The organism is Nocardioides pelophilus, assembly GCF_014180685.1.
Taxonomy (GTDB): Bacteria; Actinomycetota; Actinomycetes; order Propionibacteriales; family Nocardioidaceae; genus Nocardioides; species Nocardioides pelophilus.
The window spans coordinates 1-17,658 of record NZ_JACEHF010000085.1 but is presented as its reverse complement, the minus strand read 5'-3'; the positions used below and the strand labels follow the sequence as shown (position 1 = coordinate 17,658).

The window sequence follows — 17,658 nt, the reverse complement described above, 5'->3', positions numbered from 1 at the left end:
GGCCGCCGTGGGAGGCGTCGGGGACGGCGTGGGCGGCGGCACGGCGGTGGGCGGCGTCACGCCCTCGCCGGGCTCTGGCTGCTCCTGGTCGACCATGCCCGAAACCCTATCGCCGATCAGCCGATGAGCTCGCGCACCACGGCGTCGGCCAGCAGCCGTCCGCTCCGTGTCAGCACCACCCGGCCGGCCTGCTCCCACCCCTGGGCGTCCACCAGTCCGCGAGCCGCGAGGTCCGGCACGGCCGCCCGGCCTGCGTCGTCCAACAGGTCATCGGCGAGTCCGTCTCGGACCCGCACCTCGAGCAGCACCCGCTCGACCCGGCGGGTCTCGTCGTCGAGCACCTCGCGGGCGTGCGCCGGACTGGCACCGCCCGCGAGCCGGTCGCCGTACGCCGCGGGGTGCTTGACGTTCCACCACCGCACCCCGCCGACGTGGGAGTGCGCGCCCGGCCCGACACCCCACCAGTCGGCTCCCGCCCAGTAGCCGAGGTTGTGGCGGCACCGAGCCTCCCCGCCGCCGTCGTCGCGCGCCCAGTTGGAGACCTCGTACCACTGCAGGCCGGCGGCGGTGAGCAGGTCGTCGGCGGCGACGTACTTGTCGGCGAGGTCGTCGTCGTCGGGCATCGGCAGCTCGCCGCGCCTGACCCGGCGGGCGAGCGCGGTGCCCTCCTCCACGATCAGCGAGTACGCCGACACGTGGTCCGGCTCGCAGGCCAGCGCCGCCTCGAGCGATGCCGTCCAGTCCGCCGCGCTCTCCCCCGGCGTGCCGTAGATCAGGTCGAGGCTGATGCTCCCGCCTCCGGCTCGGTCGAAACCGGCCGCGCGGGCGGCGGCGACCACGCCCGGCACCCGCTCCGGGTCGTGGGTGCGGTCGAGGGTCGCGAGCACGTGCGGGACCGCGGACTGCATGCCGAAGGAGATCCGGTTGTAGCCGGCCTCCCGCAGCCGCTCGAGGTAGGCCCCGTCCACGGAGTCCGGGTTGGCCTCGGTGGTCACCTCGGCGCCCGGCGCCAGCCCGAACTCGTCGTCGACGGCCGCGAGGATCCGGCCGAGGTCCTGCGGGGGCAGCAGCGTCGGCGTACCCCCGCCGAGGAAGACCGTCGCCACCGGCACGTCGACGTCGCCGAGCACGCTGCGGGCCAGCCGGACCTCGGCGACGGCGTGGTCGACGTACGTCGCCCGGGAGACGCCGCTGCCGAGCTCCTCGGCGGTGTAGGTGTTGAAGTCGCAGTAGCCGCACCGGACCCGGCAGAACGGCACGTGCACGTAGAAGCCGAACGGACGGCTGCCGAGCCCGGCGAGGGCCGACTCGGGAAGCGCGCCGTCGCTCGGGGCGGGGTCCCCCTCGGGCAACGCTGACGGCACCCGACGATTGTCGCAGGCGCAGGTCAGACCGGGACGTTGAGCGTCATCGTGTAGCCCTCGTCGACCGAGCCGGTGACCTTCGCCAGCTGCAGCGAGTAGCCGTCGGAGAAGATCCCGTCGGTGTCGAGCGAGAGCTGGGCGAGGTTGGTGACGCTCTGCTCGTAGCCCTCCACGTTGTCGTAGACCTCGTCGCAGATCTCCTTCGGGATCGCCAGCTGGGAGGTGCGCAGCTTGTTGTCGGCGCTGGTGGCCTTGGCCAGGCTCTCGTAGATCTCGAAGTGCATGTGCGGCCAGCGGCCGGAGTAGCAGGCCGGGAAGATCGTGGTGAACTCCAGCCACCCGTCCTCGTCGGCCTCCTGGACGCCGCGGAGGTAGTTCTCCTCGGTGACGCCGTCGGAGTACATCGAGTAGCGGCCCTCGCGGTCGCAGTGCCAGAGATAGATCGCCGACCCGGCGAGCGGCGTGATGTCTTCGCCCGACAGGTCGTAGACCCGGAGCCGCACCGTCGTCGGCACACCGCCGGCCACACCGGACGCCGAGCCGAAGCTGGTCGTGATGTCGCTGCGCACGATCCCCGACTCGGTCAGCACGTTCGGCCCGTTGCTCCCGTCGCCCGGATAAGGGCCGGCGGTCTCCTCGGGGATCTCGCCCTCGGCCACCTCGACGCCCGAGTCGCCGCCCGCGCCGCCGTCGGGCGGGGTGCCGCCGGTGCCGCCGCCAGGGGGTACGACGGCGCTGCTGCTCGAGCTCGACGAGCTGCTCGCCGTCGTACTGCTGTCGCTCGCGGCGCAGCCCGCCACCGCGGCCACCCCGATCCCGCCCATCAGGCTGAGCAGGCCGCGGCGGCCCCAGGCGCGCCCGCGTTGCTCGGACAGCTCGGACAGGTCGTGCTGCAGGCCGAGGTCGTGCGCCTCGAGCTCCCCGTGAACATGGTCGTGTGCATCACTGGTCATGGCGATCAGTGAAGCCAGCTTGCCTGTGCGGCTCCTGTGAGCCGCCCGTGCTCAGCCGCAGAACCGGGCGCTACTCCGCCGCCGCTGGTCGACCCCGCCGCCACCGCCGGTCGACCGTCGTAGTTCGACCCCGCCGCCACCGCCACCGCTGGTTGAGGTGCGAGGAGCGCTAGCGACGAGCCTCGAAACCAAGGTGCCTTGGTCTCGAGGCTCGCTGCGCTCGCACCTCAACCAGCGGCGCGCAGGCCGAACGGCGGCGAGCAGCCGGATGGGCGCTGATCGCCACCGCCGGTCGACCGTCGTAGTTCGACCCCGCCGCCACCGCCACCGCTGGTTGAGGTGCGAGGAGCGCTAGCGACGAGCCTCGAAACCAAGGTGCCTTGGTCTCGAGGCTCGCTGCGCTCGCACCTCAACCAGCGGGGCAGGCCGAACGGCGGCGAGCAGCCGGATGGGCGGTGGACGATCAGCCGTAGAAGGCGTCGATCAGGTCCTTGTTGTTGGTCTCGACGACGGCCCGCTTCACCTTGAGCGACGGCGTGAGCTCGCCGGACTCGATGGTGAGGTCGTGGTCGAGCAGCTCCCACTTCTTGATGGTCTCCCAGCGGTTGAGCTGCGAGTTGAGCTGGTCGACGTAGTCGCCGATCATCGCCCTCGTCTTCTCGGACCGGACGATGTCGGTGTAGGAGGCGTCGGCCATGTCGTTCTCCGCGGCCCAGCCGGCGATCGCGTCGGGGTCGACGGTGATCAGCGCGACCACGAAGTTGCGCTCGGCCCCGAACACCATGAACTGGCTGACGTAGGGGCAGATCGCCTTGAACTTCGCCTCGATCGCCGGCGGCGCGATGTACTTGCCGCCGGAGGTCTTGAAGAGCTCCTTGATCCGGCCCGTGATCCGCAGGAAGCCGTCGTCGTCCAGCTCGCCCTTGTCACCCGTGCGCAGCCACCCGTCGGGAGTCATCGCCTCGGCGGTGGCCTCGTCGCGGTTGTGGTAGCCGGCCATCAGGTGCGGGCCCTTGAGCTGCACCTCACCGCCCTCGCCGATCCGCACCTCGGTGCCGGGGAACGGCATGCCGACCGTGCCGATCTTGTACTCGTCGGGGTGGTTGACCGTGGCGCCGGCGGCGTTCTCGGTCATGCCGTAGCCCTCGAGGATGAGGATGCCGGCCGCGTGGAACCACTGCGCGATCTCGGCGTTGAGCGCCGCCGAGCCGGAGATGAAGAACCGCACCCGACCACCGAAGCGCTCGCGGACCTTGCTGAAGACCAGCTTGTCGAAGAGCCGGTGCTGCAGCTTGAGCAGCAGCGGGACGGACTTGCCCTCCCGCTTGAGCTGGTCGACCTTGGTGCCGACCTCGAACGCCTTGAGGAAGATCTTCTCCTTCGCGCCGCCCTCGGCCGCCTGCATGGTGACGATCCGCGCGTGCGCCTTCTCGAAGATCCGCGGGGCCGCGCCCATGAACGTCGGCTTCACGATGCCGAGGTTCTCGACGATCTTGTCGACCCGGCCGTCGATGGCGGTCGCGAAACCGCACGCGAGCTGGGTGGAGAGCAGCACCTTGCCGAAGGAGTGGGCCATGGGCAGCCACAGGAACTGGAGGTCGTCCTCGCTGAGGATGCCCTGCGCCTTGATCGCCTCGCCCTCGAACACCCACGCGCGGTGCAGCGTGCGCACGCCCTTGGGGCGGCCGGTGGTGCCGGAGGTGTAGATCAGGGTGGCGAGCTGGTCGGGCCGGATCTCCTTGCTGACCGCCTCGATCGCGTCCGGGTGCTCGGCCAGGTAGGCGTCGCCGAGCTCTGCGAGGCCGTCCATCGACAGGACGGACTCACCGTCGGCGAGGCTCCCGTCGAAGCAGATCACCTTGTCGAGCACCGGCAGCTCGGCCTGGTGCGACTGGATCTTCTCCAGCTGCGTGGCGTCCTCGGCGAAGACGAAGCGGCACTCGGAGTCGCCCAGGATGAAGGCGGTGTCCTCGTCCCCGGTCGAGGGGTAGACCGTCGTCGTCGCGCCGGCGGCGCACATGACGGCGAGGTCGGCGAGGATCCACTCGTAACGGGTGGACGAGGCGATCCCGACTCGCTGCTCGGGCGCAAGGCCCAGCGAGAGCAGGCCGGCCGCGAGGCGGCGTACCTCTTCGCCCGCCTGGGCCCAGGTGACCGACTCCCACGCTTCGCCGCGCGGGAACCGGAATGCTTCCCTCGGACCCGATGCCGCGACGCGGTCCAGGAACTGGATCGCGACGTTCTGTGGCATGCGGTCGAGAAAACTCGTGTCGTGGGTGATGGGCATGACGCTCCTCATGCGCTTTCCGAGACCGAAAGGGGGTTAAGACGTAACCTAGATCACCCGCGCCGCCGGGGATAGCGAACCCCCTACCCAGCGAGATATTCGTCGACTTTCCGCCTCGCCTTCGCCGCGAGTCCGTCGATCGCCAGCAGCGCGGGCAGCCGGCTGCGGTCCAGGGTCAGGGCCACGAACATGTCGCGAACCGTGACGCCGTGCGCCGGCTCGTGCACGACCGTGATGGCATCGCCGGCAGTGATCGTGCCGGTCGACAGGACCCGGAAGTACGGGCCCGGCCGCCGCTCGGCGGCGAACCGCTTCACCCACGCGGTCTCGTCGAACCCGCTCAGCCCCATCCAGCACTTGAAGTCGTTGCAGGGCGTGCGCACCGCGGCGATCTCCAGCACCACCTCGCCGATCTGCAGCCGGGTGCCGATGGCAGCGTGGGTGAGGTCGATCCCCTCGGTCGTGAGGTTCTCGCCGAACTGGCCGTCCCGGATCTCCTGCCCCACCTCCGCCTCCCAGAAGTCGAGATCCTCACGCGCGTAGGCGTAGACCGCCTGGTCGACGCCGCCGTGGTGACGGGTGTCGGAGACCTGGTCGCCGGANGCCGTGGTGACGGGTGTCGGAGACCTGGTCGCCGGACAGGCCGAGCTCGGTCACCGCGACCGGTCCGCTCACCGGGCGCTTGTCGATCGACGTGCGCCCGAGGTCCGCCCAGGCAGCGTCCTTGGGGCGGCCGACGTTGACGGAGAGGAGCCGGGGCATGCGGCGATCGTCCCAGGTGGCGGCGTCAGCGTCGCGCGAATATGTCGCCGTCACGTACGACGAGGTGGCGCCGTTGGCCCCGCGTCGACGCCGCGACTGCCGGGTCGCCGACCAGGGCGCCCGTCGTGGCGCGTACGCGCGGTCCGAACGGGGGCATCCAGTAGGAGAGCTCGGCGCCGCCGTCCCACTCGTCGGAGAACACGGTGAAGCTCTCGACGTCCGGGTCCTCGGGCTCGACGAACCGGTGCGCGTCGGCACCCACCCGCACCCAGCGGGGATTGCCCATGCACCGGCGCGGCACTGCCAGCCGGATCAGGTCGCGGTCGAAGTCGACCAGGGACTCGGTGCGGCAACCGACGTCGAACAACACGATCCCGATCCCGCATTCTTCGACGTCGTCGGGATCCGGCAGCCTGGGCTCCTCCGCCATGAACGTCATCACCCGCCACGACCCGGCGCGGGTCTGGTAGCGATCGACGTCGAGCCACCAGCCGCCACCGTCCGAGCGGACGTAGAGCGAGACCCACTGCTCGAGGTCCGGGTCCAGCTCCGCGAACCGGGTCGTGACGATCATGGCGCGCCGCGAGTGCCGAACGGCCAGCCCGGTGATGTCGGTGTTCGACTCGTCCGACCCATCGACCTCGATGTCGGTGCCGCACGGCTTCGGCTCCGGGTCGTAGGTCCAGCCTTCGACGTCACCGATCTCGTCCGGGCTCGTCCACCGGTCGGCATGGGCGACGGTCGGAGCGAGCAGGACGAGCGAGAGCACGGCGGTGCAGGCCGCGCGAAGGACCCGGGACATGTCGGCGATTCTCACCTGCGAGAGCTTTCCCGCGCAGCGAATCCCCCAACGGAGCTCGGCCGCCGCGACGATCGAGGAGGTGGCATTGCGGCTGGTGGATACCCAGCGTCCCCGCTTCCGTCAGGTCGGTCGCCCAGACTGGGACGCATGGACGCACGGCGCGGGACGTTCGCACTGGTCGCTGCGACCGGCGTGCTGCTGGCCCTGTCTGCGTGGCTCTTCACCTACGACGTCCACAGCGACATCGGACGTCAGTACGCCGGCGACCGCCGACCGGAGGCCGGGCCCACGTTCTGCGGGTCCGCCTACGACGTCGTCCTGCTCGAAGGCGACGGGTTCATGGGCGGGGAGGTCCCCGTCAACCGCTGGGCGATCGACCGCGACTGCGTCCGGCAGGCGGGCCGGTTGGTCGCGCTCGCCTCGGTCGGCGCAACGCTGGCGCTCGGAACAGGTGCCGCGGCCGGCTACCTGGCCTTCGTTCGATCCCGGCGGCGCCGCCACGTTGCCCCGGACGCGTGACGGCCGGCCCGCCACTCAGCCCTGGACGGCCTTGGCCACGGTGATGCAGCGGGTCACGTGGTCGCGCTCGGCGACCGACATCGCGCGATCGGCGCGGACGGCGTCGGCGAAGGCCCAGTGCGCGTCGAGGATGCTGCGCACGACCACCCAGTCGCGCGCCCGCTCCTCGTCGAGGCCGGCAGCGTCGACCAGGATGTGGAAGCGGCGGCGGATGCCGTCGCGGACCGACCCGACGTCGCCGTACTCCTCGAAGCGGTTCCTCAGCATCGGCTCGATCTCGTAGTGCGGGTCGCCGTTGGCCGGCTTCGGATCGATCGCGAGCCAGGTCGGCTCGCCGCCGCGCTCGCCGAGCAGCACGTTCTCGTAGTGGAGGTCACCGTGGATGACCGCGGTGGGAGGCTCGGCACAGAGATCACCCGCCAGCGCGAGGGCCTGCTCGACCAGCCGCCGCGGGACGGGGACGGCGTCGGCGTCACGCTCGACGGCCGCCGCCCAGCGCCGGACGTACGACGCCTGCTCCCGCAGCTGCGGCATCGGCGGCACGTGGAGGCGCGGGTAGAGGCCGGCGACGATCTCACAGGCCTCCTGGTCCCCGATCGACGGGCGCGTCTCGCCGCGCTGCCGCGCGGGGTCGCTCAGGTCCACCCGGTCCAGTCGCTCGAGCAGCAGCGCGCGTCGCGCCGGGTCGGCGCGCAACAGTCGTACGACGCCCCTGCCGCGCCACCGCTGGAGCGCGAGGTGCTCGTGCTCCGACTCGTCGTCGGGCAGCCCGATCTTGAGCACGGCCTCCGCGCCCGCGGGCGTGTGCACCGGCGCCACCAGCGAGCAGAACCCGTGCCAGAGCGGGCCGTCGAGCTGCAGCTCCCAGCCGTCGACCACGTCGCCGACCAGTCCGGGCAGCCGGTCCAACCAGGCGGCCCACTCGGGCCCCAGCGACCGCTGGCGGTCGAGCCCGGGCGGAATGGTGAGCACCGGTTCATCACATCAGACCCGCGGGCGGCCGGCGTCCACTAGCCTTCCGGACGTGCAACACGTTCTCGTCACGGGTGCATGCGGCTTGGTCGGGTCGGCTGTCGTCGAGCGCATGTTGGGCGACGGCTGGCAGGTCACCGCGACCGACCTGGCCACCGCAGCGAACCGCAAGGCGCTCTCCCGGCGCCGGTCGGGCCCGCGCTTCGCGGCCCGCTGGGCCGATCTCACCGACGAGGCGGACGTCACCGCCCTGCTCACGGAGACCCGGCCCGACGTGATCATCCACCTGGCCGCGGTGATCCCGCCCACCTGCTACGCGGCCCCCAAGGTCGCCCGCGCCGTGAACGTCGACAGCGTGCGGATGCTGGTCTCCGCGACCGAGGCCGCCGCGACCCGGCCGAGGTTCGTGTTCGCGTCGAGCATGGCGGTGTACGGCGCGCGCAACCCCCATCGCGACCTCGGCCTGCTGACCGCCGAGACACCGGTGGCCCCGGCAGACAGCTACGGACAGCACAAGGTCGAGGCCGAGGCGATCGTCCGCGACGCGGATCTCGACTTCGTGATCCTGCGGCTCGCCGGCGTACTCACCGTCGAGCCTCGCGCGGCCGGTGGGACGGAGGTGCTGCAGTTCGGGGCCCTGCTGCCGACCGACGGCCGGCTCCAGACGGTCGACGTGCGCGACGTGGCGGCCGCGTTCGCCGCGGCCGCGCGGGAACCCGTGGTCGGAGAGACCTTCCTGATCGGCGGCGACGAGAGCCACCGGCGGGTACAGGGCGACGTGGGCGCCGACATGGTCGCAGCCATGGGCCTCGACGGGGTGATGCCGCCCGGCCGCCCCGGCGACCCGGACGACGACGGCGCCTGGTTCGCCACCGACTGGATGGACACCTCGGACGCGCAGGCCAAGCTGAGGTTCCAGCACCACTCGTGGAGCGACATGCTCAGCGAGATCCGGGCCCGCACCGGCTGGCGGCGCTACCCGCTCCGGATGGTGGCGCCGCTCCTGCAGCTCGCGCTCGCACGGCGCTCGCCGTACCGCGACGCCCCGGGGACGTACGCCGACCTCTGGGCCGGCGTCCGCGCGATGTGGGGCGACCCCGCCCCCGACGCCGGTCGTTGAAGCCGTCCGCCAATCCGTCGAGCGAGCTGTCGAGCCGGCGGACCGCTACTTCTTCGGCTTGTCGCCCGCCGGACCCGAGGTCGACAGCGCGGCGACGAAGGCCTCCTGGGGCACCTCGACCCGGCCGACCATCTTCATCCGCTTCTTGCCTTCCTTCTGCTTCTCGAGCAGCTTGCGCTTGCGGGTGATGTCACCGCCGTAGCACTTGGCGAGCACGTCCTTGCGGATCGCGCGGATGTTCTCGCGGGCGATCACCCGGGCACCGATCGCGGCCTGGATCGGCACCTCGAACTGCTGGCGCGGGATGAGCTCCTTGAGCTTCGAGGCCATCATCACGCCGTAGGAGTACGCCGCGTCGCGGTGGACGATCGCCGAGAACGCATCGACCGGCTCGCCCTGCAGAAGGATGTCGACCTTCACCAGGTCGGCGGACTGCTCGCCGGACCGCTCGTAGTCGAGCGAGGCGTAACCCTTGGTGCGCGACTTCAGCTGGTCGAAGAAGTCGAAGACGATCTCGCCCATCGGCAGCGTGTAGCGCATCTCGACCCGGTCCTCGGAGAGGTAGTCCATCCCCTGCAGGTTGCCGCGCTTGGTCTGGCAGAGCTCCATGATCGCGCCGATGTAGTCGCTAGGGCTCAGGATCGTCGCCCGGACGATCGGCTCCCGGACCTCGGCGATCTTGCCGTCGGGGTACTCGCTCGGATTGGTGACCTCGAACCGCTTGCCGTCCTCCATGACCACCTCGTAGACCACGTTGGGCGCGGTCGAGATGAGGTCGAGGTTGAACTCGCGCTCGAGCCGGTCGCGGGTGATCTCCATGTGGAGCAGGCCGAGGAAGCCGACCCGGAAGCCGAAGCCGAGGGCGCCCGAGGTCTCGGGCTCGTAGGCCAGGGCGGCGTCGTTGAGCTGCAGCTTCTCGAGGGCGTCGCGGAGCACCGGGTAGTCGTCGCCGTCGATCGGGTAGAGGCCGGCGTAGACCATCGGGTTGGGGTGCTTGTAGCCCCCCAGCGGCTCGGTGGCGCCGTGGTGCTGCGACGTCACGGTGTCGCCGACCCGCGACTGGCGCACGTCCTTCACTCCGGTGATCAGGTAGCCGACCTCGCCGACGCCGATCTCTCCGGCCTTCACCGGCTCCGGGCTGATCACGCCGACCTCGAGCATCTCGTGCACCGCGTTGGTCGACATCATCTTGATCCGGTCGCGGTGGGTGAGCTTGCCGTCGACCACGCGGACGTAGGTGACGACGCCGCGGTAGGTGTCGTAGACCGAGTCGAAGATCAGCGCGCGGGCCGGCTTGTCGGCGGCACCGACCGGGGGCGGCGTCTGCTTCACGATCTCGTTGAGCAGGGTCTCCACGCCCACGCCGGTCTTGGCGCTGGTGAGCAGCACGTCGGAGACGTCGCAGCCCACCAGACCGGCCAGCTCGGCGGCGTACTTCTCGACGTTGGCGCTCGGGAGGTCGATCTTGTTGAGCACGGGGATGATGTGCAGGTCGGCACCCATCGCCAGGTAGAGGTTGGCCAGCGTCTGCGCCTCGATGCCCTGGGCGGCGTCGACCAGCAGCACCGCCGCCTCGCACGCCTCGAGCGACCGCGACACCTCGTAGGTGAAGTCGACGTGGCCCGGGGTGTCGATCATGTTGAGGACGTAGGTGCCCGGTTCGGCGCCCTCGGCGTTGTCCTCGGGGACGGTCCACGGCATCCGGACGGCCTGGCTCTTGATCGTGATGCCGCGCTCGCGCTCGATGTCCATCCGGTCGAGGTACTGCGCCCGGGCGTCGCGGGCACTCACCACGCCGGTCAGCCGCAGCATCTGGTCGGCCAGGGTCGACTTGCCGTGGTCGATGTGGGCGATGATGCAGAAGTTGCGGATGATCGCTGGGTCGGTGCGACCGGGCTGCGGAGCGGATGCGGACATGGTTCGCCCATTCTTCCGCAGGTTGCGGCCTAACGCCGAGTCGGCGCATGTCGACACGAGCCGGGTCGGCGTTATCTGCGTGCCGAGACGAGCCGGCTCGCGGGAGGATGAGGGCGTGACCACTGCCCTGCCGACGAGGATCCCGCACGGCCGCACCGCGCGGCGCCTGGAGTGGGTCCACCTGCCGCCCCACATCCGCACGGAGGTGGAGAGGCGGCTCGGGGCGCCGGTGACCGACGCCGCGTCGCAGACCTCGGGGTTCACCCCCGGGTTCGCGTCGGTGCTGACCTGCGCCGACGGCAGTCGTCACTTCGTGAAGGCGGCGTCGACGGTCGCCCAGCGCCCGTTCGCCGACGCCTACCGCGAGGAGGCGCGCAAGCTGGGCATGCTGCCGGCGGGGATCCCCGCGCCGCGGCTGCAGTGGATGCATGACGACGACTGGGTCGTCCTCGGGTTCGAGCACGTCGAGGGCCGCGCGCCGCTGCGTCCGTGGGCGCCGGACGAGCTGGCCGCCGCGTCCGGCATGGCGATCGAGGTCGCCCGGCTGCTGACGCCCGCGCCGGACGGCATCGGGCGCGCGGTCGACGAGTTCGCCGACTGGCCGTCGCTGTGGGATCGGATCGACCACCCGCGGGCCGAGGAGTGTCGCGCCCTCGCCTCGCGGTACGCCGACGTCGTCGACGGCGACACCCTGGTCCACACCGACATCCGCGACGACAACCTGCTGGTCCGCGCCGACGGGACGGTCGTGATGTGCGACTGGAACTGGCCGGTCGCCGGGGCTCCCTGGCTCGACTCGCTCTTCCTGCTCATCGGTCCGCGCGGCGACGGCCTCGACGTCGAGGCCCACATCGCGGCGCACCCGCTGCTCTCGTCGGTCGACCCCGAGCACGTCGACGTCGTGATCGCCCTCGTGCTCGGCTACTTCGAGGCCTCGGCCGCGCTGCCGGTGCCCCCCACCTCCCCCTACCTGCGGCTGGCCCAGGCCTGGCAGCGCGACGTGCTCCACGACTGGCTCGCCGAGCGCAGGGGCTGGGCCCGGTAGGTCAGGAGACGAGGCTCGGGTCGATGACGACCGACTGCGGGTCGGCCGGGTCGACGTACACGTCGATCTCGGTGTCGGGCTGCACCCGCGGGATCGCCATCTGCGAGACCAGGGTGCGGTAGGTGGCGCGATAAGGCTCGCCGCCCTCGGGCAGCACCTCGAGCACGAAGTCGACGTACGGGTCGTTGTTGAGCGCCCCGTTGTTCTTCGCGGTCACGATCCGGGCCCGGGTGAGCGTGCCCTGGTCGAGGATCCGCGCCTCCTCGGCCCGGCGGGCACGGCTGCGGCGGACGGCGACGACGATCGCGAAGACGGCGAGGACGAGACCGAGGCCGAGAGCGATGCCGATCAGGGTGTCCTGCGCCTTGACGGCCCCGACGATGACCAGCGTCCAGAACACCATCGAGCCGGAAGCGATCAGCATCGCCGGGAGCGGGGACTTCGGGGGTTGCGGCACGACGCGCAATTTCCCACAGGAACGGTGTCCTGGCACCTCCTGGTCGATTTGGGTGCGCTCCGGCACCGCTGTTAGCCTTGTCCGTCGCGTCTCTGGACAGCCATGCCTGCCCGGACGCGCTCCGGACCAGACCAGTTTTCACCGATCGAACGACAGAGGCGTAGTAGTGGCGAACATCAAGAGCCAGATCAAGCGGAACAAGCAGAACGAGAAGCGCCACGAGCGCAACAAGGCCGTCAAGACCGGCCTGAAGAGCGCCGTGCGCAAGTTCCGCGAGGCCGCTGAGGCCGGCGACAAGGAGCAGGCGATCGAGCTCGGTCGCGACGCCGCCAAGAAGCTCGACAAGGCCGCCTCCAAGGGCGTCATCCACAAGAACCAGGCCGCGAACCGCAAGTCCGCGATCATGAAGAAGGCCGCCTCTCTCTGAGGCCCCTGGCTCCGGTCCGGAGCACCGACCTTCCACGAAGGCGCCCACCCCAGCAGGGGTCGGGCGCCTTCGTCGTTCCCGCGCGTCCTTCCGGGGGCTAGTGCGCCTCGCGCAGCGCCGCGACGGTCAGCACCAGGCGCTCCAAGGTGTACGACGCGTCGCTCGATGCGCCCTTGAGATCGGCGTCCGCCTTGGCGACCGCCCGGATCGCCCGGGCCAGCCCGGGCTGGGACCAGCCGCGCGCCTGGGCGTTGAGGTTCTTCTGCTTCCACGGCGGCATCCCACCGTCGCGGTTGCCGGCGACGTGGTTGGCCAGCGAGCGCAGCTGCCCGGCGACCGCGGACAGGATGTAGACCTCCGACGTGCCGCTCTCGATCGCCCAGCGGAGCTCCTGGAGGGCCAGCGCACGGTTGCCGGCGAGCATGGCATCGGCGATCTCGTAGTTCTTCACGTCGGCGCGCCCCCCGAAGTAGCGCCCGACCTTCTCCGCGTCGATCCGCTCGTCCGGGAAGTCGCTGGTGAGCTGGTCGACGGCGGCCGCGAGCGACCGGAGGTCGTGACCGACGGCGACCACGAGCAGCTCGGCTGCCTGCTTGTCGAGGGTCGCTCCGCGCCTGCGCGCCTCACCGATGGCGAAGCCGCCCATCTCCCACGGCTTGATCTCCACCGACTTCTCCTCGGTGACCGTCGAGAGCTTGCGCAGCTTGGTGAGCACGCCCGAGCCCTTCGGGCCACCGCCGTGCACGAGCACCAGCGCGACGTCGTCGACGGGGTTGGCCGCGTAGCCCAGCAGCCCGTCGACGGACTCGTCAGGGAGGTTCTCGAGGCCCCGCACGACCACGCACCGCACCGAGGAGAACAGCGAGGGCGCGGCGAGCTCGCCCAGGGTGGCGAGACTGAGCTCGGAGGCGGCCGCCTCGGAGAACTCCGCCTCGGCGTCGTAGGCCCGCACCGCGGCGCGGACCTCGTCGACGGTGAGCGCGGCGAGGAACTCCTCCTTGCCGGTCACCAGGACGACCCGGCCCAGCACATCCTCCGCCCGCATGGCGGCGAGCCTAGTCGGACGCGACGACAGCCGGACCGGCGTCCCCCGGCACCACGGCGACGTCACCGTCGTGGTCGGTGCGCGCGATCTCGGCGCCCTCGGCGGCGAGGGCGTCGAGCAGGCGGGGATCGGGGTGACCGTAGTCGTTGTCCTCCCCCACCGAGACGACGGCGACCTCGGCATCGAGCGAGCGCAGCCAGTCGAGCTCCTGGTAGGTGCTGCCGTGGTGCGGAACCTTCAGCACGTCGATGTCGAGGTCGGGCAGGACCGCGGCGAGCCGCCCCTGCCCACCCGGCTCGACGTCGCCGGTGAGCAGGATCCGCAGTCCGCGGGTCTCGATCAGCAGCACGACGCTCGCGTCGTTGGCGGCGCTGCCGTCGCCTGGGCCGACGACCGGCTCCGGCAGGTCGGGCCAGAGCACCTGGAGCGTGACGTCGCCGTACCGTCGGGTCAGGCCGTACGGCGCGCTCGCGACGACCAGCCCCGACTCCCGCGCCGTGCGCTGGACCTGCTCGGCACCCGCGGTCGGATCGAGCATCGGGCTCGCCTCGACCGCTCCGACCTGGCGACCGCGCAGCACGCCGGCCAGACCGTCGACGTGGTCGGCGTGGAAGTGCGTCAGCACGACCAGTGGCACCGCCCTGACCCCGAGCCGGTCGAGGCAGCGGTCGACGAGATCAGGATCGGGGCCGGCGTCGACCACGATCGCGGACCGGGGTCCGACCGAGACGACGAGGGCGTCGCCCTGGCCGACGTCGCAGGCGACCAGCGCCCAGTCACGTGGCGGCCAGTTCCCCGGCGGCCAGCCCGGGAGCCAGCCGGCCGACAACGACGCGAACCGCCCCGGGACCCCCAGCACCAGGACCAGCGCGGCCACGATCGTCGCGACGCCGATCGCCCGGCGTCGCAGCACCGCCGGTGCGCCGACGGCCACGGCGAGGCAGAGGCAGGTGAGGAGGACGAGCGCGACCGGGCCCGACCCCCAGGACACCGACGGGACCGGCAGCTGGGCGCCGTGTTCGGCGACCACCACGATCCAGCCCACGCAGGCGCCGGCGGCGGTGCCCGCCAACCATCCGAGGGGGTCGCACACCAGGCCGGCGATGCCGCCGGCCAGCCCGAGGACCGTGGCCGGCCCCACCATCGGCGCGACGAGGAGGTTGGCGAGCACCGCGACCACGCTGACCTCACCCGACAGCGCCGCGATCACCGGCGTGCACGCCAGCTGCGCGGCGAACGGCACCGCGATCGCGGCGGACACCGGAGTCGGGAGCCACCGCGCCAGCGCTGCCTGGACCGGAGGCGCGAGCACCACGATGCCGGCCGTCGCCAGGACCGACAGGGCGAATCCGGCCGAGACCGCGAGCGACGGCCACACCAGGAGCAGCCCGGTGACCGCGACGCCGAGCGCGCGCAGCCCACGGCGCCGGCCGTCGGTGCCGAGCGCGAACAGGCCGACCGTCCCCATCGCTGCCGCCCGGACCACGCTCGGCTCGGTCCGGGCGAGCAGCACGAACCCGGCGATGCCGACCACCCCGACCAGCGTCAGCCACCACCGGCGGACGCCGAGCGCGCGGGCGAGCAGCACCAGGAAGCCGACCACCAGGGTGAGGTTGGTGCCGGACACCGCGGTGAGGTGCGTGAGCCCGGTCGTGCGGAAGTCCTGCTCGAGCGAGGACGGCAGGTCGGCGTCGTCACCCACCACCAGGGCCGGCACGAGCGCGCGCTGCGCCTCCGGCCGGTCGGCGACCGCGTCGCGGATCGACGAACGGACCGCCGCCGCACCACGCCACCACACGTCGGGCCCCCGGATCCGCACGGGCGGCCGAGCGCCCACCACGAGCGCCGCCACCTGCCCGTCGTCGGCCGGCGCGAGCCGCCCCACGGTCCGCACCTCGGAGCCGATCTGGGCCTGCGACCAGTGGGGGTCGCCGAGGACGACCACCACCGCACCCAGCGTGTACGACGCACCGCGCGCGGTCAGCTCGTGCACGCGGAGCCGGACCACGACCTGCTGGCCCCACGGACCGTCGACCGTGACCGGGTCGGAGACCACCCTTCCGGTCACCTCGGCGACCGCCCGCTGCTGCGCCAGCCCGGGGAGCACGCCCTGGGCCACCACCTCGCCGCGCAGCAGCGTCGCGCCCACCACGCCGCCGACCACGACGGCGCCGGCCGCGACCAGGCGCCCGAGCCGCACGTGGCCACGCCGGGCGACGAGCCAGGCCGCCACGGCGAGCGCGACCGCCCCCCAGAGCGCACCGTGGCCGACGCGGTGGGCGCCGATGCCGCCCAGCCAGCCGACGGCCGCCACCGCTGCCATCCGGAGGTCGTGCACGGGGAGGCGTCGCTCGTCGACGCGCTCGGCGGCCTGCTGGTCCATGCCGGCGAAGCTAGGGAGCTCCCCCGACGTCGGACCGGTCGACCGGCGCGCGCTGTGCACAGCCAACAGTTCCGGACAGCCTTGTGGACGGTTGCCGGGTCGAGCGCTGCCGGGGCCCGAGGAGCACCTAAGGTGCCGTGGGTGACGCGCTACTCCTCTGCCGAGCTCGCCCGAGGAGCGGTGGGTGCCCTGATCGGCATCGCGGTCGCCGGAGCGACGGCCAAGGTCGTGCCGGGCGGGCCGGAGGCGCTGCCGTTCATCGTCGCCCCGATGGGCGCAGCGGCGGTCCTGCTGTTCGCCGTCCCGGCCAGCCCGCTGGCCCAGCCCTGGCCGGTCGTCGGCGGCAACGTGATCTCCACGTTGGTCGGCCTGACGGCGCACTGGCTGATCGACGACGTGCTGCTGGCCGGCGCCGCCGGGGTCGGCGCCGCGATCGGCGTGATGATGCTGCTGCGGTGCCTCCACCCTCCCGGCGGCGCCTGCGCGCTCCTGGCGGCCACCGCCACACCTGCCATCGACGAGCAGGGGCTCGCCTTCGCCGTACTCCCCGTCGCCGTCAACACGGTGGCGCTGCTCCTCGTCGCCGTTGCGGTCAACAACCTCACCGGTCGGCGCTACCCGCACCGCGCCGCGGCCACCCCGCAGCCCACCGGCGCCGCCGCCGAGCTCACCCTCGGCACCGCCGACATCGAGTCGGCGATGGCCCGGCTCTCGCAGCGGCTCGACGTCCTCCCGGAGGACGTCGTCGCGCTGGCCCGGGACGCCGAGGCGCACGCGCTCGACCGCCGGCTCGGCAGCGTCCCGGTCTCGCGGATCATGCACACCGACGTCGCTACCGTCCGCCCGTTCGAGTCGATCTACCGCGCGCGCACGGTGATCGTGCAGCGCCGGGTGAAGACCCTTCCCGTCATCGACGAGGACGGCCGCGTGGCCGGCGTGGTGTCGATCATCGACCTCTTCACCCGCGACCTCGTCGAGCTCGAGCCGGTCGAGTCGATCATGATCCGCGAGGTGACCACGATCGACTCCCGGACGCCGGTCGCGGACCTGGTGCCGATGATGACCCAGGAGGGCTTCAAGGTGGTGCCGGTGGTCGACGACCAGCAGCGGATGGTCGGCATGGTGACCCGCGGAGACCTGATCGCCGTCCTGCACCGCGCGCTGCTGGAGGACCGCTCGGCCTGACTGTGCTGGCCGACGCCGCCGTCACACGGTGACGTAGGGGGCCAGGTTGCTCAGCGTCGCCTCGCCGATGCCGTCGACCTCGAGCAGCTCGTCGACGCTGGTGAAGCCTCCGTGCGCCTCGCGCCACGCGAGGATCGCCAGCGCGGTCACCGGGCCGACGTCCGGCAGCGTCTCGAGCTCGGCCTGGGATGCCGTGTTGAGGTTGACCAGGGCCACCGGCGCGCCTGGCGGTGCGGTCCCGCCCGGCACCGCCGGCACCGCCGGGACCGTCCCGCGGGGTGCGCCCACCACGATCTGCTCGCCGTCGACCAGCACCCGGGCCAGGTTGAGGCTGCTCAGGTCGACGCCCGTCCGCTCCCCGCCGGCTGCCGCCAGCGCGTCGACGACCCGGGCGCCCGCGTCGAGCACCACGATGCCGGG

15 protein-coding genes and 1 pseudogene are annotated in these 17,658 nt (G+C 72.0%); 5 read left to right on the top strand and 11 right to left on the bottom strand.

Translation table 11 applies throughout. The annotated features are described in order from the left end of the window. Window positions 1–116: 116 nt before the first annotated feature. The 5 genes and pseudogenes from hemW to H0488_RS14070 all read right to left on the bottom strand — a co-directional run bounded on the left by hemW (window position 117) and on the right by H0488_RS14070 (window position 6,168). A complete protein-coding gene (hemW, locus tag H0488_RS14090) occupies window positions 117–1,364 on the bottom strand; it encodes a radical SAM family heme chaperone HemW (protein ID WP_183099901.1) in 1,248 nt (415 codons plus the stop codon). Window positions 1,365–1,387: 23 nt separating this feature from the next. Beyond that, entirely contained in the window at window positions 1,388–2,317 is a 930-nt protein-coding gene (locus H0488_RS14085) for a dioxygenase family protein (RefSeq protein ID WP_183099900.1), read from the bottom strand. Window positions 2,318–2,780: 463 nt separating this feature from the next. Then, entirely contained in the window at window positions 2,781–4,568 is a 1,788-nt protein-coding gene (locus H0488_RS14080; protein ID WP_246372122.1) for an AMP-dependent synthetase/ligase, read from the bottom strand. A 119-nt stretch (window positions 4,569–4,687) separates the two neighbouring features. Next, window positions 4,688–5,128: pseudogene (locus tag H0488_RS24155) on the bottom strand (MOSC domain-containing protein); the annotation flags it as partial. 263 nt (window positions 5,129–5,391) lie between these two features. Then, on the bottom strand, window positions 5,392–6,168 hold the full coding sequence (locus H0488_RS14070; protein ID WP_183099898.1) for a hypothetical protein: 777 nt from the start codon (window positions 6,166–6,168) through the stop codon (window positions 5,392–5,394). A 147-nt stretch (window positions 6,169–6,315) separates the two neighbouring features. Between H0488_RS14070 and H0488_RS14065 the strand changes: the two genes are divergently transcribed. Beyond that, window positions 6,316–6,687: a hypothetical protein gene (locus H0488_RS14065; protein ID WP_183099897.1), complete on the top strand. Its 372-nt coding sequence runs from the start codon at window positions 6,316–6,318 to the stop codon at window positions 6,685–6,687. A 15-nt stretch (window positions 6,688–6,702) separates the two neighbouring features. Here H0488_RS14065 and H0488_RS14060 read toward each other — a convergent pair whose 3' ends face one another. After that, the gene (locus H0488_RS14060) at window positions 6,703–7,659 is read right to left on the bottom strand and encodes an aminoglycoside phosphotransferase family protein (RefSeq protein ID WP_183099896.1); all 957 of its coding nucleotides are present in this window, start codon (window positions 7,657–7,659) and stop codon (window positions 6,703–6,705) included. Between H0488_RS14060 and H0488_RS14055 the strand changes: the two genes are divergently transcribed. After that, window positions 7,649–8,779, top strand: coding sequence for an NAD-dependent epimerase/dehydratase family protein (locus H0488_RS14055; RefSeq protein ID WP_183099895.1), 1,131 nt, complete (start codon window positions 7,649–7,651; stop codon window positions 8,777–8,779). The two genes, H0488_RS14060 and H0488_RS14055, sit on opposite strands and share 11 nt — an antisense overlap. Window positions 8,780–8,824: 45 nt before the next feature. Here the strand turns inward: H0488_RS14055 and lepA are convergent, their stop codons facing one another. Beyond that, window positions 8,825–10,696: a translation elongation factor 4 gene (lepA, locus tag H0488_RS14050; RefSeq protein WP_183099894.1), complete on the bottom strand. Its 1,872-nt coding sequence runs from the start codon at window positions 10,694–10,696 to the stop codon at window positions 8,825–8,827. Window positions 10,697–10,811: 115 nt separating this feature from the next. Here lepA and H0488_RS14045 point away from each other — a divergent pair, with 115 nt between their 5' ends. Then, entirely contained in the window at window positions 10,812–11,741 is a 930-nt protein-coding gene (locus tag H0488_RS14045) for a phosphotransferase family protein (RefSeq protein WP_183099893.1), read from the top strand. A gap of 1 nt (window position 11,742) precedes the next feature. Here the strand turns inward: H0488_RS14045 and H0488_RS14040 are convergent, their stop codons facing one another. Then, window positions 11,743–12,198: a DUF3592 domain-containing protein gene (locus H0488_RS14040; RefSeq protein WP_183099892.1), complete on the bottom strand. Its 456-nt coding sequence runs from the start codon at window positions 12,196–12,198 to the stop codon at window positions 11,743–11,745. A gap of 166 nt (window positions 12,199–12,364) precedes the next feature. On the opposite strand from H0488_RS14040, the gene rpsT reads away from it, so the two are divergent. After that, the gene (gene rpsT, locus H0488_RS14035; RefSeq protein ID WP_183099891.1) at window positions 12,365–12,625 is read left to right on the top strand and encodes a 30S ribosomal protein S20; all 261 of its coding nucleotides are present in this window, start codon (window positions 12,365–12,367) and stop codon (window positions 12,623–12,625) included. Between the two features lie 97 nt (window positions 12,626–12,722). On the opposite strand, the gene holA is transcribed toward rpsT, so the two are convergent. After that, on the bottom strand, window positions 12,723–13,670 hold the full coding sequence (holA, locus tag H0488_RS14030; RefSeq protein ID WP_183099890.1) for a DNA polymerase III subunit delta: 948 nt from the start codon (window positions 13,668–13,670) through the stop codon (window positions 12,723–12,725). A 10-nt stretch (window positions 13,671–13,680) separates the two neighbouring features. Beyond that, window positions 13,681–16,053 (bottom strand): ComEC/Rec2 family competence protein, encoded by a 2,373-nt coding sequence (locus tag H0488_RS14025; RefSeq protein ID WP_246372120.1) that lies wholly within the window; start codon window positions 16,051–16,053, stop codon window positions 13,681–13,683. A 132-nt stretch (window positions 16,054–16,185) separates the two neighbouring features. Between H0488_RS14025 and H0488_RS14020 the strand changes: the two genes are divergently transcribed. Next, window positions 16,186–17,238, top strand: coding sequence for an HPP family protein (locus H0488_RS14020; RefSeq protein ID WP_183099889.1), 1,053 nt, complete (start codon window positions 16,186–16,188; stop codon window positions 17,236–17,238). A 21-nt stretch (window positions 17,239–17,259) separates the two neighbouring features. On the opposite strand, the gene H0488_RS14015 is transcribed toward H0488_RS14020, so the two are convergent. Further along, window positions 17,260–17,658 (bottom strand): ComEA family DNA-binding protein (locus H0488_RS14015; protein WP_183099888.1); only part of this gene is annotated, 399 nt, incomplete at its 5' end.

Coding starts and splice junctions, on each gene's coding strand:
- H0488_RS14085 (WP_183099900.1), bottom strand. CDS start 2,317: ATGACCAGTGATGCACACGACCATGTTCACGGGGAGCTCGAGGCGCAC.
- H0488_RS14080 (WP_246372122.1), bottom strand. CDS start 4,568: ATGCCACAGAACGTCGCGATCCAGTTCCTGGACCGCGTCGCGGCATCG.
- H0488_RS14070 (WP_183099898.1), bottom strand. CDS start 6,168: ATGTCCCGGGTCCTTCGCGCGGCCTGCACCGCCGTGCTCTCGCTCGTC.
- H0488_RS14065 (WP_183099897.1), top strand. CDS start 6,316: ATGGACGCACGGCGCGGGACGTTCGCACTGGTCGCTGCGACCGGCGTG.
- H0488_RS14055 (WP_183099895.1), top strand. CDS start 7,649: ATGGTGAGCACCGGTTCATCACATCAGACCCGCGGGCGGCCGGCGTCC.
- lepA (WP_183099894.1), bottom strand. CDS start 10,696: ATGTCCGCATCCGCTCCGCAGCCCGGTCGCACCGACCCAGCGATCATC.
- holA (WP_183099890.1), bottom strand. CDS start 13,670: ATGCGGGCGGAGGATGTGCTGGGCCGGGTCGTCCTGGTGACCGGCAAG.
- H0488_RS14025 (WP_246372120.1), bottom strand. CDS start 16,053: ATGGACCAGCAGGCCGCCGAGCGCGTCGACGAGCGACGCCTCCCCGTG.